This is a genomic window from Paraburkholderia sp. MM5384-R2 (assembly GCF_014201025.1).
Taxonomy (GTDB): Bacteria; Pseudomonadota; Gammaproteobacteria; order Burkholderiales; family Burkholderiaceae; genus Paraburkholderia; species Paraburkholderia tuberum.
Map to the genome: position 1 here is coordinate 116,898 of NZ_JACHDI010000020.1, position 14,483 is coordinate 131,380.

The following is a 14,483-nucleotide window of genomic DNA, read 5'->3' on the forward strand; positions in this document are numbered from 1 at the left end:
ACGTATCCAGTGCCGCGGCTCCACGGCCAAGGGTTCATATCAACCCATCAACGATTGCCAAGGCGATCCGTGCCCGAGCACTGGTCAGCGCTTCGACGCTGGACGTGCTCATAACTACTTCGGCTTTGCTGGCAACGGATTATCTTGCCGGTAAGTGCGCCTGGGGTTAATGACCAAACGCTTGACCTGTGCGTCCAATTCCTTACTGTGATACAGGTCCAGACACTTCAGGAAATCGAAACGGACACCTTCAGTTTCCGATTCAACCAGCGGGTTTTGATAATTTCGCGCCAAATAATTGTCCACCAAGGTTTTGATCGCGTCTGGAGCCTTCTCCAAGTCAAAGTAAGTCCAGTCTCGCAATGCACTGACGCTGCTTCCCGCATCCATAGCAGCATCTTTGTCGTTCCTGTAGGCGTTCGCTATGCAAGTAGCCAGAACCATGTCTTTGTAATTCTGTGCATAAGTATGTGCTCCAGCTTGTGGAGTCGCACGTTGATCGCCTTTTGCATAGCAAGCAGACATGCCGAAGATGAGGGCAAAACCAGTTAGGATGCCAACCCCGACCTTCTTCACTGCAAACTCCAGAAGTTCGCGGTCAGTGCGATACTTCGCCTCAGGTTCGTTGAAATAGCAGTGGTCGTAACAGGCGCTGCCGTCGAACAATGTCGCATGTCCTTGAGCATCAGACCACCGCTGCTGAAAGAAGGCAATCAGATTATTGACGCGGAAAAAATACTGCCGCTTATCTGCTCCCGATACTGTCTGTCCTGGAATGTTCGGAATAGTCAAGCCTGCGTGGTTCAAGATGTAACTCATCCGTACTGCGCAGGTATTGTTCCAGCGTTGATTGGGATCAGGGTTGTTGATGTTCTTCTCAACGTACCCGCCAATTACTTTTGCACCCTTGGCACCTGAATTTGCAGGGTCGAATATTCGCTGGGAAGCGGCCCACGCAGCAGTGAAATGAGGTCGAGTCATTTGCTATCCTTGATTTCGGCTTCAGCAAGATCGTCGTTGTGCGGTTGCCGATGACCGTTTCGGCCTACGAGCTATCTGTTTGATTTGCACAACCCCGTGCGCAATATGCCGCCTCTTCCATCTCAAAACAACATTCTCGCTATAGTTGCTCTCTGAACTGCAAAGCTCTCAACGGCACGTCCAACTCCGGAGACTCCCAATGACTCGCATCCACCTGACCCTCGCGCGGCGCCTCCTCTCCGTCGGCGCGTGCGCGCTGCTCGCTTACGCGTGCGCGCATACGTATGCGGCACAGGCCTTCGCGGTGTCGTCGCCGGGACTGGCCGATGGCGGCACGCTCAACGCAAGCCACGCGGCGAGCGCGAACAATTGCGGCGGCGGCAACGTGTCGCCGGCGCTGCAATGGCATAACGCGCCGGCCGGCACGAAAAGTTTCGCGGTGACGATCTTCGATCCCGACGGCGCGAAAGGCCTCGGCATCGTGCACTGGATCGTCTATGGCATCGCGCCTACCACGACCGGACTCGCCGAAGGCGAAGCCGCGCCGGCGGGCAGCGTCGCCGGCACGAATCGCACCGGCGGCCCCGGCTATTACGGCCCGTGTCCGCCCGTCGGCGAGGTACCGCATCACTTCGTGGCGCAGGTCTATGCGCTCGATCTGCCGCCCGACGCATTGCCGGCCGGCTTGACGCGCGACGCGTTCCACGCCGCGATCAAGGATCACGTGCTCGCCGCGACGAGCACCGTGCTGCGCTACGGACGATGAAGACGCGCGGCCGAACGCCGGGCCGCGCCTGATCTGCCGGCGGGCGGCTAGCGCGCCGCGTCCCCCCAGCGATACTGCACGCTCGCTTCATCGAGCTGCGTCTTGATCGCGGCGTCGAGCGTGAGCCCGGCCGCCGCGAGCGTATCGCTCAACTGCTCCGCGCGGCTCGCACCAATGATCGCCGACGTAATCAGCGGATTCGCGAGCACCCACGCAAGCGAGACCTTCGTCAGCGATTCGCCGGTCGGCGCGACGATCGCCTTCAGCCTTTCGATCGTGTCGAACTCGCGCTCATGCCAGTAGCGCTCCTGATACATCGCGCCAGCCTTGCCGACGCTTTCGGTGAAGCGCCCTTCGGCGGGCGTCGCGTCGAGCCGGTGCTTGCCGCTCAGCAGTCCGCCCGCGAGCGGGTTATACGGCATCACGGCCAGTTGTTCCTCGGCGGCCAGCGGCAGCAGCTCGCGCTCGATCTGGCGAAACAGCAGGTTGTAGCGCGGCTGGACCGACACGAAGCGCGCGACGCGTAGCACGTCCGCGCGACCCAGTGCGCGCGCGAGCCGGTAGGCGAGAAAGTTCGACACGCCGATATAGCGCGCCTTGCCCGAGCGCACGATCGCATCGAGCGCTTCGAGCGTCTCGTCGAGCGGGGTCTTCGCGTCGTCGGAATGGAGCTGGTACAGGTCGACGTAGTCGGTGCCGAGGCGCTGCAAGGACGCGTCGATCGCATCGAGCAGGTGCTTGCGCGACGCGCCCTGGTCCCACGCGGCGGGCCCCATCTTGCCGACCGCCTTGGTCGCGACGATGAAGCGCTCGCGTTTGCCCTTCAGCCAGCGTCCGACGATTTCCTCGGTGCGTCCGGCCAGATTTTCGTCGCCGCCGAGCGGATAGACGTTCGCGGTATCGATGAAATTGACACCGGCGTCCGCGGCCGTGTCGAGGATGCGGTGCGATGCGGCTTCTTCGGTTTGCAGCCCGAAGGTCATGGTGCCGAGACACAGGCGAGAAACGGTCAGGCCGGTGCGGCCGAATTGGCGATATTGCATAAAGTCGACTCCAGAGGGATGGAAAGCGCTGCCGAAGCGATGAAACTACGTTGTTGTAAAAAGGATAAACGAGTCGCGATTCGGTGTGCCTGACGCACGCCGGGATTGCTGACTTCCAGTAGATATGAAATGATAGCGATTCTCATTTAAACCTAGCCAGCCATCCCGTCATCTCCATCTCACACTACGGAGAGCGGCAGCCAGCCATTTGCGGCTTTGTCATGAATTCGACGTCAGTGATGCGAATCTGACAAACGCATTTCTGACGGGATTTCCATGCTCAATCACACGCCGCTCGCGACAGCGCTAGCGCTCGCTTTTGCCATTCCTTTGGCGACCCCGGCGCTCGCGCAAAGCGCGCCGCAGAACGCACAAACCAGCGCACTGAACGACACACCCGCCGCCGCGCAGACGCTGCCGACCATCGGCGTGCAGGCTCAGGCCGTTCAGCAGGACTTCCAGGCCGACCGGGCGACCGTCGGCGCCAAGACGCCGACCGCGCTGCGCGACATTCCGCAGACCGTCACCGTGATCAATCGCGACCTGCTTGCCTCGCAGGGCGCGACGTCGTTTGCGGACGCGCTGCGCAACGCGCCCGGCGTGACGATCGGCGCGGCCGAAGGCGGCCAGATCGGCAACAACATCAACCTGCGCGGCTTCACTGCGCAGAACGACATCTATCTGGACGGCTTTCGGGACCGCAATCAGTACTACCGCGACACGTTCAATCTTGAATCGCTCGAAGTGCTGTACGGTCCGTCGTCGATGCTGTTCGGCCGCGGCTCGACCGGCGGCGTGATCAACCAGGTCAGCAAGAAGGCGAATCTGACGGACTCGGCGGAAGTCTCCGGCATGATCGGCACCGACGACCGCTACCGCTCCACCGTCGACGTGAACCCCAAGCTCACCGACACCTCGGCGATCCGCCTCAATGCATTCGGCCAGAGCCTCGGCTCGACGCGCGACGTGATGAAGAACAAGGACTTCGGCGTCGCGCCGGAACTGCGCTTCGGCATCGGCACGCCGACCGAGATCACGCTGTCGGCGCTGATCCAGCGCAACCACGACATGCCCGACTACGGCATCCAGGCGCTGAACGGCCGCCCGTCGCCGGTACCGAAGAACACGTTCTACGGTTTGACCAGCGACCGCACGATCCAGGACGTGCAGATCTTTACCGCGGCGATCAAGCACAAGTTCTCCGAGGACCTGACGCTGACGAACCAGACGCAGATCTCGCACTCCATGACCGACGCGCGCGAAACCGCGCCGCAAGCGGTGCTGACCGGACCGCTGTCGTCCAGCACAGCGTTGACCAACGGCAACTTCACGACGCTGTCGCCGTCGCAGCTGTTCATCAAGCTGCAAAGTCATGACCGCGTGATCCAGAATCATGCGATCTACAACGACACGATGCTCGAATACAAATTCGACACCGGACCGATCAGGCACGACCTGATCGCCGGTGTCGAAGTGGGCCACGACAGCTATACGAACCAGGCGTACACGCGCAACAACCTGCCGGTCGTGCCGATGCTCAATCCGCCGATCATGGGCACGCCGTCGAACGTGACGACGACGGTCGGCAACTACGCCGATTCGAGCGCGAACGAAATTGCCGCTTACCTGAACGACACGATCACGCTGACGCCGCACTGGAAGCTGATCGGCGGTGTGCGCTGGGATCGTTTCTCGGCGGGAATCCGCAATACGATTAGCGCGCCGGCTTACGCGAGCCAGACCAACTACTTCACGAGCGTGCGCGCCGGCGTCATCTATCAGCCGACCGACTGGCAGTCGTACTACGTGTCGTACGGCACATCGTTCAACCCGTCGCTCGAAAACCTGACGGTCACGAACCGCACTCAGAACCTCACGCCGGAATCGACGAAGTCGTATGAAATCGGCGGCAAGTGGGATCTGTTCGGCGGCAACATGTCGGTGACCTCGGCGATCTTCCGCGAGGAAAAGGACAACGCGCGCACGCAGGTGTCACCGACTGAGTACCAGCTCGCCGGCAACATTCGCGTCGACGGCTTCCAGGCGAGCGTGACGGGGCACATCACCGACAAGTGGCAGATTTTCGGCGGCTACACATACATGGACGCGACGATCCTGAAAGCGGCCGACGGCACGCAAGGTCACACGCCGGCCAACACGCCGCGCAACACGCTGACGTTCTGGACCACGTACGCGATCACGCCGCATTGGGAAATCGGCGGCGGTCCGATCTACATGTCGCCGCGTTATGCGTCGAACACGAACTACGTAAAGGTGCCGGGCTACACGCGTTGGGACGCGACCGCGGCCTATCACGCGAAGAAGTACGACGTGCGCCTGAACCTGCTGAACCTCACCAACAAGTACTACTACGACGCGTTGATTCCGTCGGACGGCGGACGTTCGGTGCCGGGCATCGGCCGCACGCTGCTCGCGACGTTCAACTACCGCTTTTGAGACGCACTGAGCACATGCGTACGGCTTGCCGCTTCTGCAAACGGCAAGCCGACGCGAAGGACACACTATGTTGCTGCACATTCCGAAGGTACTGGACGCCGGGCAGTTGCGCTTCATGCGCGAGCGGCTCGATCGAGCCGGCGATGCATGGGTCGATGGCCGCGCGACCGCGGGCTATCAGGGCGCGCCGGTCAAGCGCAATCAGCAGATTGCCGAGCACTCGCCGCTCGCGCGCGAACTCGGCGATGTGATTCTCGCGGCGATCGAACGCAATCCGCTGTTCATCAGCGCGGTGCTGCCCAACCAGGTCTATCCGCCGCTCTTCAACCGCTACGAGGGCGGCATGCAGTTCGGCAGCCACGTCGACGGCGCGGTGCGCGTGCTGCCGAACGGCGTGAAGCTGCGCACCGACGTGTCGGTGACGCTGTTTCTCAGCGCGCCCGACGAATACGACGGCGGCGAACTCGTGATCGAGGACACCTACGGCGTGCAGCAGGTGAAACTGCCGGCCGGCGACATGATCGTCTACCCGGCGACGAGTCTGCACCAGGTGACGCCGGTCACGCGCGGCGCGCGGGTGGCGAGCTTCTTCTGGGTGCAGAGCCTCGTGCGCAGCGACACGCATCGCGCGCTGCTGTTCGACATGGACACCGCGATTCAACGGCTCAATGCCACCCATGCCGACGAAGCTGCGCGACGCAGCCTCGTCGGTTGTTATCACAATCTGCTGCGCACCTGGAGTGAAACGTGAGCGTCTCGGACACCCTCGACATTCAACCGCCCGCGGCCGGCGAACATGACGCGCGGGAGCCGCGTCGGCTCGATGACCATGAACTGAAATCGCGCCAGCAGCGCTCGCGTCGCGCGACCTTCATCAAGTGGCTGCGCAAGGTGCATGGGTGGGTTGGACTGTGGGGCGCGGCGCTCGGTCTGCTGTTCGGCACGACGGGCTTCTTTCTGAATCATCGCGGCGGTCCGCTGCGCGTCTCGACCGGCGAGCCGCAGGTGTCGGTGATGCAGGTGCCGCTGCCGCAACCGGCGCCGCAAACGCCGCGCGGGCTCGCGAAGTGGCTCAAGCAGGAGCTGAAGATCGCCGGCAATCCGGGGCGCGTGCAGAAGGAAACCGAGCATCCGGTGGCGTGGGGCGATCGCAGCGTCGTGCAGCCCGAGCACTGGCAACTGAGTTTCGGGTCGCCGAAGGAAAACACGTCGGCCGAATACTGGGTCGGCAACCACACCGTGACGGTCAAGCGCAGCGCGAACACCTTTCTCGCGATGCTGACGAACATGCACAAGGGTGTGGGCTTGAGCGTCGGTTGGGTGTTGCTGATCGATACGCTCGCGGGCAGCCTGATCCTGCTGTCGCTGACGGGCGTGCTGTTGTGGACCGAGTTGAACAAGCGCAAGACGGTGGGGCTCGCGCTCGTGGTCGGATCGATTGCGGCGGCGGTGGTGTTGGGGACGATGTAGGGGCGGGGCGCGACGCTTCGGGCGACGCCTGCGCGCTGGCGGGCAGGCTTTGAGCGGTCCGCGCTAGAATCGTCGCAGACCTACTCCGCAGGCTCTGCCGCCATCCGCCGATGACCTCTCCCGCGAACCCCGTCGACACCGCGCTGACCACGCGGCGCTCGGTGCGCGCCTTTCTGCCGACACCGGTGCAGCGCGCCGACATCGAAGCGATTCTCGAAGCCGCCAGCCACGCACCGTCGGGCACCAACACGCAGCCGTGGAAGGTGTACGTGCTGACGGGCGAATCGCTCGCGCGTCTGTCGCGCGATCTGCTCGCGGCCTACGACGATCCGCAGCGCGACGAGCTGTACCAGGAGGAGTACGCGTACTATCCGCGCCAGTGGCAGTCGCCGTTCATCGACCGGCGCCGCAAGATCGGCTGGGACATGTATAGCCTGCTCGGCATCGAGAAGGGCGACAAGGCGCGCATGCACGAACAGCACTCGCGCAATTTCCGTTTCTTCGACGCACCCGTCGGCCTGCTGTTCACGATCGATCGCAGCCTCGAGCGCGGCAGCTGGCTCGACTACGGCATGTTCCTGCAGGCGATCATGACGGCCGCGCGCGGACGCGGTCTCGACACCTGTCCGCAGGCCGCGTTCATGCAGTTTCATCGACTGATTGCCGGACATCTCGGCTTGCCCGAAAAAGAGCAATTTGTGTGCGGCATGTCGCTCGGCTTCGCCGACCCCAACGCGCCGGTCAATACGCTGCGCCCCGAGCGCGAACCGGTCGAGCGCTTCGCGCGCTTTCTCGATTGAACGCATCCGTCAGTCCCCACCCAGAGGCAAACGACAATGAAAACATCGCGGCGCCATTTCCTGTTGGTCAGCGCGGGCGTCGGCTCGTCGCTCGCGCTGTCTCGGGTCGCGTTCGCCGCGACCGTTCCCAATGCGCTCAGCGAGAGCGATCCGCAGGCGCAGGCGGTCGGCTATACCGAAGATGCGTCGAAGGTCGACAAGGCCAGATTTCCGAACTTCGCGGCCGGGCAATCGTGCGCGAACTGCTCGCTGTTCCAGGGCAAGGCATCGGACGCATACGGCGGCTGCACGCTGTTCGGCACTAAACAGGTCGCGTCGCGCGGCTGGTGCAGCGCGTATACGAATATGTGAGCACGCCGCCGTAGCGTTCGCAGCGGTGCTATAGCAGCGCCTTCAGCACGAGTTCGTGCGAGTGCCCGATCCACACGGCGGCGTCGCGATGATCGCGCAGCGCGTCGCCGGTGTTCGGATGCAGAAAGACATCGAGCGCGCCGTGATTGAGCGTGAGCCAGCCGACCACGTCGGCGAACTGCGTGTGCGCGAAGGCGAGCTGATACGACCACATCGGATGCGGCCCGACCGGCCGTTCGTGGAAGCGCCCGATCTGCAGTTTGTCGCCCCAATGCGCGTCGATCTGCTCGCGAAACGCCCAGGCGGCATCGCGGCTCGCCGGGTCGAAGTAGATGTGCGCGTGCCAGCTTTGTATCGCTGAAGCAGCGCGAAAAGTCATATCAGAGTTCATTGCCAGGCTCGTTCCGTATCAGTCTTTATCCGACATTCGTTCTGCTTCGCTTTCCGCCGGCGCGCGCGCTGCAAGTCGCATGTGAAACTGTGTCTGATCCTCGCCGACGATCTCGAAGCCAAGACGATCGTACAGCCGTTTGGCGGGATTGCCCTTGAGCACCTGCAAGCTGACCGGCAACGCTTCGGCCGCGGCGGCGCGCAGGATCGTGCGCAGCGCTTGCTCGCCGATGCCGCGACCCTGTAGTGCCGGCGCGATCTGCAACTGCACGACGAACCATTCGACGTCGTTGCGATGCGCCTTCAACAAGCCCGCGGGCGCGCCGTCGATGCAGACCACCTGCGCCGCGTCGTAGCGATGCAACAGGCGCGCGCGATGGGCGTCGTCGTCGGTCGGCTCGCCGGCGCGCGCCAGGTGTTCGGTCATCGTCGTCTTGCGCAGTTCGAGCAGGAAGGCTTCGTCGTCGGGTTGCGCGGGGCGCAAGGTCAACCCGGATCGTTGGTCGGGCAGTTGGGCGGACATGTCGGCAAGGTGGTGGCGCGATGATCGTGCGAAGCGCGAGTAAGAATTGTCGTCGATTGTCGCGCCGGCTACGCTTTTTTACCACGCCGCTATGTTGCAGTCTTCTCACTTTGCGATGCAGGGCGAACGCTCGATGCGGCGAGGCGCCGCCTGCTGCGTTGTGTGGCATGCGCATTGCTGAAGGTTGAATCGCTCTTCGCGGGCACGGTCGTCGACCCATCGCGGCCGCGCTATCCGCACCACCGTACGAACCGACAAGACGAGGCCTCCGACGATTGGCGCGCGAACGTCCGCTTCGCGCGTCATCCGATGCGGCGAGCCTCCAGATGGTTATCCGGGGACGTTCGCGCTATGCGGCGAACGTCGTAATCAACGTTGCGAGGTGGGCTATGACGATGATCGAGGTGGTACCCAGCGTCTCGGCAGATGGACGCGCGGTGATTTTCCAGCTTTCGTCGCAGGGACGAGACCTTGAATGCGCGGTCACGCGCGAGGCGCTCGAGCAGCACTTCTGGCTGCAACGCGGCGCGGGTGAGGCGCGCGTTCTGAAGACGTTCGCGGATGGGCGCAAACGTATTACGGCGATCGCCGAACGAAAAATGCTCGCGCGTCCCGGTGAGAAGGTCTTGCTGACGATCGACGATTTCTCCACACGCGGTTGACGTGCTTGGCGTGGCGCGCGTCATCGCTCGAAGCTGCACACGCGATGACGCCGGCGCGACGGCACCGGCTCCGCTCGGCCTGAATGCGGCCGGCTTCGCTCTTCGCGTTTTTTCTCTCAGGCTTTCGCAGCACCGTTTCGGTGCAATCGCTGATTTCACATCGAGCGCTCCGCGGGGCCGCTGTTACATCGATTCGCCAAATTAACCCACCAAAGCGCTTCGGTTCGCTGAATTGCTTTCGCGCGTGCGCGCATACACTCTTTTCCATGGAGCGAGGAATCACCGACCTCCATCGATGCGATCTTCCCCTCGTGTCGGATTTGAACCGTACCGTTGATGAGTAGTCTGCAGTTCGCAGTGCGTATCTGGCAGTTTGCGGTCCGCAGTTGACGCAATACAAGCGCGCAATGCATCGAGCACGAGCGCGAAGCAACAGGGGTAGCGGCCAGAAGTAGCAGATAGCGAGGACCGGCCCACATGCAGTCGCAATTGAAGTGGTAGTTTGAATCGGCAGTTGAAGCTTGCTGTCGAGCGGTAGAAATTGCCGGTGCAGTACACGTAAGCAATAGCTTTGCAGGTTAGGTGGTTATAGGTTGGCAGGCATCCACGCGCATGCTCGGCCGTTCCATCCTGTCAGCCCTGTTCCTCGCGGAACAGGGTTTTTTTTCGTCGCAACGAAGCGGGCTTCTTGTTTCTGGCGGCGTCGAACCGATATGCGGACATTGCGTTCTTCGATACGTTCGAAGAACGGGCGCGTCGCATGGGGTGAACTGTCGGGCGCGAAATACGTCGGACGTTTGAGCGCGGCGTTTGCCGCCGTCGCGTGCCGAAGTCCGGGCGCGCTGCCGAAAGAAGGAGGTTGAATCGATGTCCAGCAAGTCGCGAGTTCGCAAGCCCGGCCGCACGGCCATGTCCCCGTTGTTGCGTTCTCTGACCCAGAGCCGCACCGCGCACGCGCCGGTCACGCAGACCATGCTGTTGCAGGCCTACGCCGCGCTCGATGCATTCCGCCGCGGCCACGGCGCGCGCATTCTGCACACGACGCTGAGCCGGCATTTGCTGGTGTCGCAGGAACTTGTGCATGCCGGACGGGGCGCCGACATCGAAAGCGCGCATGCGGCGATGGTGCGGCTCGATGTGCGCGAGCGCCAGACTGGCCGCTGGTCGCTCGAAGACGACGACTACGCAAGTCTGTGCGCGGCGCTAGCGATTTTCGACGGACAGTTGTCGGCGGCGTCGCTGAGCGAGCTGGCGAGCGCGGAAGCGAAAATGATCGAAGGTTTGATGCGTTCCGCGCGACTGCGAGCGCTGGCGGAAGCGGCGGTTTGAGCGGCACGCATCTGGCGGCGCGCATTTCGAAAGCGTCGCGGGTCACCGGCGCTGCGCTCAATGCGCTGTCGGCGAGCCCGGGCGAGTGGCTGCCCGCTGCGCTGCGTTTCGTCGAACGGCTGATACGACCGTTTCAGCGCGGACATAAATGGATTCCGGACACATTGAAAGCGGCATCGACGTGTCGCGCGAGGCTGGCCGGTACGCGTGGCGCGGCTTGTTACGAGTGTCCGTAGAAGTCCCGCCGGGCGCGTTTGCCGCTGCGATTCCCGCTTGCTAGACTGGCTGCGCCTGCTTGCCGCCTACCTGCTTGCGTACCTCCTGCATACCGCCGAGGCCAGGCGTCGCTGGCGTCGTTGCGATGCCGACCCGCGCATACAACCAAAACGAGCCCTATCGGAGACATCATGTCCTACATGCTGCTGATCGTCGAACCCACGGACCAACGCGAGGAGCGCGCCGAAGCCGCGGGCCGCGACCTCTACGACCAGATGGTGCGTTTCTCCGAGAATCTGAAAGCGCGCGGCAAGCTGCTCGCGGTCGAGTCACTGACTTCGCAGAAGGACGCCGTGCGCGTGCAGGTCCGCCATGGCCAATCGAAGCTCGTCGACGGGCCGTTCGCCGAGGCGAAGGAGATGATCGGCGGCTTCTTTTTGTTGAACTGCGACAGCCGTGAAGAGGCCGTGGCGATCGCGCAAACCTGCCCTGCGGCGTCGTGGTGCACGGTCGAGGTGCGCAAGCTCGGACCGTGCTTCATCTAGGCACGCTTGACTCCCACTTCACTCGCTTCGGTGTTTTCCCTGGGATGTGGGGACCGCCGCGCATGTCGATCGGACCGTGCATCGCGCGTCGTGTGAGTAAGGGGCGAGCCGGCGTGGCCCCGCCAGGCGATTCACAAGAATCCACTCACGACCGACCACTAACAACAAGGAGCAACGACATGCGATTCATGATCATCGTCAAAGCCACGGCCGCGAGCGAAGCCGGCGAGATGCCCGAACCGTCGCTGATCGCCGCCATGGGCGCCTACCACGAAGAACTCGCGCAGGCCGGCGTGCTGCTCGACGCGACGGGCCTGCAGCCGAGCTCGAAAGGCTGGCGCGTGCGCTATAGCGGCGGCAAACGGAGCATCGTGGACGGGCCGTTCGTGGAGACCAAGGAGCTGATCGCGGGCTATACGTTGATCCAGGTGCGCTCGCGCGACGAGGCGATGGAATGGGCGCGGCGTTTTCCGGCGCCGTTCGGTGAGCACGCCGATGGCGAAATCGAAGTGCGGCAGCTGTTCGAACTCGACGACTTCGAGCCGGGGCCGGAAGTCGAGCGCTTTCGCAAGCTCGAAGAAGATCGCCGCTGATTTGATGGACTACGTCTGGGAGCCCGCGTACATGTTCCTGAACGCGCAACCGCCGGCAGCAGGTGAAGGCTGACGCCGTGACGATACAGGCCACCCATCGTGCGATCGACGCTGTCTGGCGGATCGAATCCGCGAAGGTCATCGCTCACGTCGCGCGGATCGTGCGCGACGTGGGACTCGCCGAGGAACTCGCGCAGGACGCGCTGGTGGCCGCGCTCGAGCATTGGCCGGACGCGGGCGTGCCCGACAACCCCGGAGCGTGGCTGATGACCGCCGCGAAGAACCGCGCGCTCGATCGCCTGCGCCAGGAAGCGCTGCATGCGCGCAAGCGCGAGGAGCTCGGCCACGATCTCGACGCGATCGAAGCGCACGTGGTGCCCGATTTCGTCGATGCGCTCGACGCCGCGCGCGCCGACGACATCGGCGACGATCTGCTGCGGCTCATCTTCACCGCGTGCCATCCGGTGCTGTCGACCGACGCGCGCGTCGCGCTGACGCTGCGCCTGCTCGGCGGCCTCACCACCGACGAAATCGCGCGCGCGTTTCTCATGCCGGAGCCGACCATCGCGCAGCGGATCGTGCGCGCGAAACGCACGCTGTCGGCGGCGCGCGTGCCGTTCGAGATGCCGCAGGCGGACGCGCGCGCGGCGCGGCTCGCGTCGGTGCTGCAGGTGATCTACCTGATTTTCAACGAAGGTTATTCGGCCACGGCCGGCGACGACTGGATGCGCCCGACGCTATGCGAGGAGGCGTTGCGGCTTGGGCGCGTGTTGAGCGGACTCGCAGCCGACGAGAGCGAGGTCCACGGTCTCGTCGCGCTGATGGAGATTCAGGCGTCGCGTACGCACGCGCGCACCGACGCCCAGGGGCGTCCGGTACTGCTGCTCGATCAGGATCGCAGCCGCTGGGACGCGCTGCTGATTCGCCGCGGCCTCGCCGCGCTGGACGACGCGCATGCGCTCGGCGGCGAGAGCGGGCCGTATGCGTTGCAGGCGGCGCTCGCCGCGTGCCATGCGCGAGCGCGCCGCGCCGGGGACACCGACTGGGCGCAGATCGTCGCACTCTACGATGCGTTGGCGCAGGTCGCGCCGTCGCCGGTAGTGGAGTTGAATCGCGCGGTCGCGGTGGGGATGGCGTTCGGGCCGGCGGCCGGACTCGAGATCGTCGATGCGCTCGCCGCCGGTTCGGCGCTCGCGAATTATCACTGGCTGCCGAGCGTGCGCGGCGATCTGCTGGTCAAGCTTGGACGCGTCGACGAAGCCCGCGTGGAGTTCGAGCGCGCCGCGGCGATGACGCGCAATATGCGCGAGCGCGAGTTGTTGCTGGAGCGTGCGCGCGGGCTCGCGGATTGAAGTTGGCACATTGGTGCTGGCACATTGGTGCTCACGCACACGTCAGTGTCGCCTCAACGAATCAGCTGCCGCACCCCCAGCGCAAAGATCAAGCCGCCGCACACACGATCCACCCACATCTTGCCGCGCCGATAAGCCGACGCGATGCGCTGATGCGACAGCGCCAGCGCGACGAACCCATACCAGCTGCTCGCGACGACGAACACCATGCCGAGCATCGCGGCGAACGTGCCGGTACTCACATGCGCTGGCGCCGCCGAAGCTCTGGGTGAAAAGTAACGCGAGCATCCCGCTCATAGCCCGAAAAACGCCGCGCCCGCGGTCAAGACGCCCACTCCCGCGACGAGGTACGACAGATTGCGCAGCCAGTTCTTGCGCGTGAGCAGCGTGATCGCGCACAGCGCAATCGCGACCTGAATCAGCAGCGTCGCCTGAGCCCAGCGATGATGGCCGTGCAACAGCGTTTCGCTGCGCGTATCGGCGGCGACGACCTGTTTTTCGATCGCTTCTGCGTTCGCGCGGATCGGCTCCTTCTGCTGCTTGTATTTCTCGACGTCGGCGACGAACTTCGCGTGCGCGTCGCTATTGGGCGCCGACAGCGCCGCGCCGAGTTCCGCGAGGTTTTCCTTTTCGCCCTTCGCCTGGTAGTAGCTCCACTGGTTCGACGCTTCGGTCTTCTTGATCGCGGCTTCGTTCTTGTAGAACAGCGCGAGGTTTTCGGCGTTGCCGCTCTGGTACGCGCACAGCGCGCCGATCGTCGCGAGGATCGCTGTCATCACGGCCATGCGGCTCGCGAACGGATCGGCGTCGTGATGCGCGGCGTGGCCGGCGTGTTCGACGGCATGGTCGTGCGGACCGTGCACTTCATATTCTTCAGACATCAGATTCTCCGAGGCAATGCTTTTGTCGTTCTCGCCGGACGGGGCGGGCGCCCGGCGGCCTCAATCTTAGCGTGTCGCGGAGGCCCGGAGGCCGCACCTTCAATGCACTGTGTCAGAGGGACGG

At 63.7% G+C, this 14,483-nt stretch carries 17 protein-coding genes and 2 pseudogenes; 12 read left to right on the forward strand and 7 right to left on the reverse strand.

The features are described from left to right. Window positions 1-114: 114 nt before the first annotated feature. A complete protein-coding gene (locus HDG37_RS27365) occupies window positions 115-525 on the reverse strand; it encodes a type VI secretion system amidase immunity protein Tai4 (protein ID WP_184052970.1) in 411 nt (136 codons plus the stop codon). A gap of 219 nt (window positions 526-744) precedes the next feature. Then, window positions 745-981: pseudogene (locus HDG37_RS40100) on the reverse strand (hypothetical protein); the annotation flags it as partial. A gap of 199 nt (window positions 982-1,180) precedes the next feature. On the opposite strand from HDG37_RS40100, the gene HDG37_RS27375 reads away from it, so the two are divergent. Next, a complete protein-coding gene (locus tag HDG37_RS27375; protein ID WP_184052865.1) occupies window positions 1,181-1,747 on the forward strand; it encodes a YbhB/YbcL family Raf kinase inhibitor-like protein in 567 nt (188 codons plus the stop codon). Between the two features lie 47 nt (window positions 1,748-1,794). Here HDG37_RS27375 and HDG37_RS27380 read toward each other — a convergent pair whose 3' ends face one another. Then, entirely contained in the window at window positions 1,795-2,790 is a 996-nt protein-coding gene (locus HDG37_RS27380) for an aldo/keto reductase (protein ID WP_090807947.1), read from the reverse strand. Window positions 2,791-3,066: 276 nt separating this feature from the next. On the opposite strand from HDG37_RS27380, the gene HDG37_RS27385 reads away from it, so the two are divergent. The 5 genes from HDG37_RS27385 (at window position 3,067) to HDG37_RS27405 (ending at window position 7,868) form a co-directional block, all read left to right on the forward strand. Further along, complete coding sequence (locus HDG37_RS27385; protein ID WP_184052867.1) at window positions 3,067-5,247, forward strand: TonB-dependent siderophore receptor; 2,181 nt, start codon at window positions 3,067-3,069, stop codon at window positions 5,245-5,247. A gap of 67 nt (window positions 5,248-5,314) precedes the next feature. Continuing rightward, a complete protein-coding gene (locus HDG37_RS27390; protein ID WP_184052869.1) occupies window positions 5,315-5,998 on the forward strand; it encodes a Fe2+-dependent dioxygenase in 684 nt (227 codons plus the stop codon). Further along, window positions 5,995-6,717, forward strand: a complete 723-nt coding sequence (locus HDG37_RS27395) for a PepSY-associated TM helix domain-containing protein (RefSeq protein ID WP_184052871.1) — start codon at window positions 5,995-5,997, stop codon at window positions 6,715-6,717. The genes HDG37_RS27390 and HDG37_RS27395 overlap by 4 nt, the downstream gene beginning before the upstream one ends. Window positions 6,718-6,827: 110 nt before the next feature. After that, on the forward strand, window positions 6,828-7,517 hold the full coding sequence (locus tag HDG37_RS27400) for a nitroreductase (protein WP_184052873.1): 690 nt from the start codon (window positions 6,828-6,830) through the stop codon (window positions 7,515-7,517). Between the two features lie 36 nt (window positions 7,518-7,553). Further along, the gene (locus HDG37_RS27405; RefSeq protein WP_090807936.1) at window positions 7,554-7,868 is read left to right on the forward strand and encodes a high-potential iron-sulfur protein; all 315 of its coding nucleotides are present in this window, start codon (window positions 7,554-7,556) and stop codon (window positions 7,866-7,868) included. 28 nt (window positions 7,869-7,896) lie between these two features. Here the strand turns inward: HDG37_RS27405 and HDG37_RS27410 are convergent, their stop codons facing one another. Continuing rightward, complete coding sequence (locus HDG37_RS27410) at window positions 7,897-8,247, reverse strand: DOPA 4,5-dioxygenase family protein (RefSeq protein WP_090810310.1); 351 nt, start codon at window positions 8,245-8,247, stop codon at window positions 7,897-7,899. Window positions 8,248-8,277: 30 nt separating this feature from the next. Further along, window positions 8,278-8,781, reverse strand: a complete 504-nt coding sequence (locus tag HDG37_RS27415) for a GNAT family N-acetyltransferase (protein ID WP_184052875.1) — start codon at window positions 8,779-8,781, stop codon at window positions 8,278-8,280. Window positions 8,782-9,170: 389 nt separating this feature from the next. Between HDG37_RS27415 and HDG37_RS27420 the strand changes: the two genes are divergently transcribed. The 6 genes from HDG37_RS27420 (at window position 9,171) to HDG37_RS27445 (ending at window position 13,478) form a co-directional block, all read left to right on the forward strand. Beyond that, complete coding sequence (locus tag HDG37_RS27420; protein WP_090807933.1) at window positions 9,171-9,443, forward strand: DUF1488 domain-containing protein; 273 nt, start codon at window positions 9,171-9,173, stop codon at window positions 9,441-9,443. Window positions 9,444-10,310: 867 nt separating this feature from the next. Then, complete coding sequence (locus HDG37_RS27425; protein ID WP_184052877.1) at window positions 10,311-10,772, forward strand: hypothetical protein; 462 nt, start codon at window positions 10,311-10,313, stop codon at window positions 10,770-10,772. Then, a complete protein-coding gene (locus tag HDG37_RS27430) occupies window positions 10,769-11,008 on the forward strand; it encodes a hypothetical protein (protein WP_184052879.1) in 240 nt (79 codons plus the stop codon). The genes HDG37_RS27425 and HDG37_RS27430 overlap by 4 nt, the downstream gene beginning before the upstream one ends. 171 nt (window positions 11,009-11,179) lie before the next feature. After that, window positions 11,180-11,533, forward strand: coding sequence for a YciI family protein (locus HDG37_RS27435; RefSeq protein ID WP_090807928.1), 354 nt, complete (start codon window positions 11,180-11,182; stop codon window positions 11,531-11,533). Between the two features lie 179 nt (window positions 11,534-11,712). Continuing rightward, window positions 11,713-12,126, forward strand: a complete 414-nt coding sequence (locus HDG37_RS27440) for a YciI family protein (protein ID WP_184052881.1) — start codon at window positions 11,713-11,715, stop codon at window positions 12,124-12,126. Window positions 12,127-12,203: 77 nt separating this feature from the next. Continuing rightward, window positions 12,204-13,478 carry an RNA polymerase sigma factor gene (locus HDG37_RS27445; RefSeq protein ID WP_184052883.1) on the forward strand — a complete coding sequence of 425 codons (1,275 nt, stop codon included), beginning with the start codon at window positions 12,204-12,206 and terminating at the stop codon, window positions 13,476-13,478. A 53-nt stretch (window positions 13,479-13,531) separates the two neighbouring features. Here HDG37_RS27445 and HDG37_RS27450 read toward each other — a convergent pair. Next, window positions 13,532-13,741, reverse strand: a pseudogene (locus HDG37_RS27450) (LysE family translocator); the annotation flags it as partial. A gap of 30 nt (window positions 13,742-13,771) precedes the next feature. Continuing rightward, on the reverse strand, window positions 13,772-14,359 hold the full coding sequence (locus HDG37_RS27455; RefSeq protein ID WP_184052885.1) for a DUF4337 domain-containing protein: 588 nt from the start codon (window positions 14,357-14,359) through the stop codon (window positions 13,772-13,774). Window positions 14,360-14,483 lie beyond the last annotated feature (124 nt).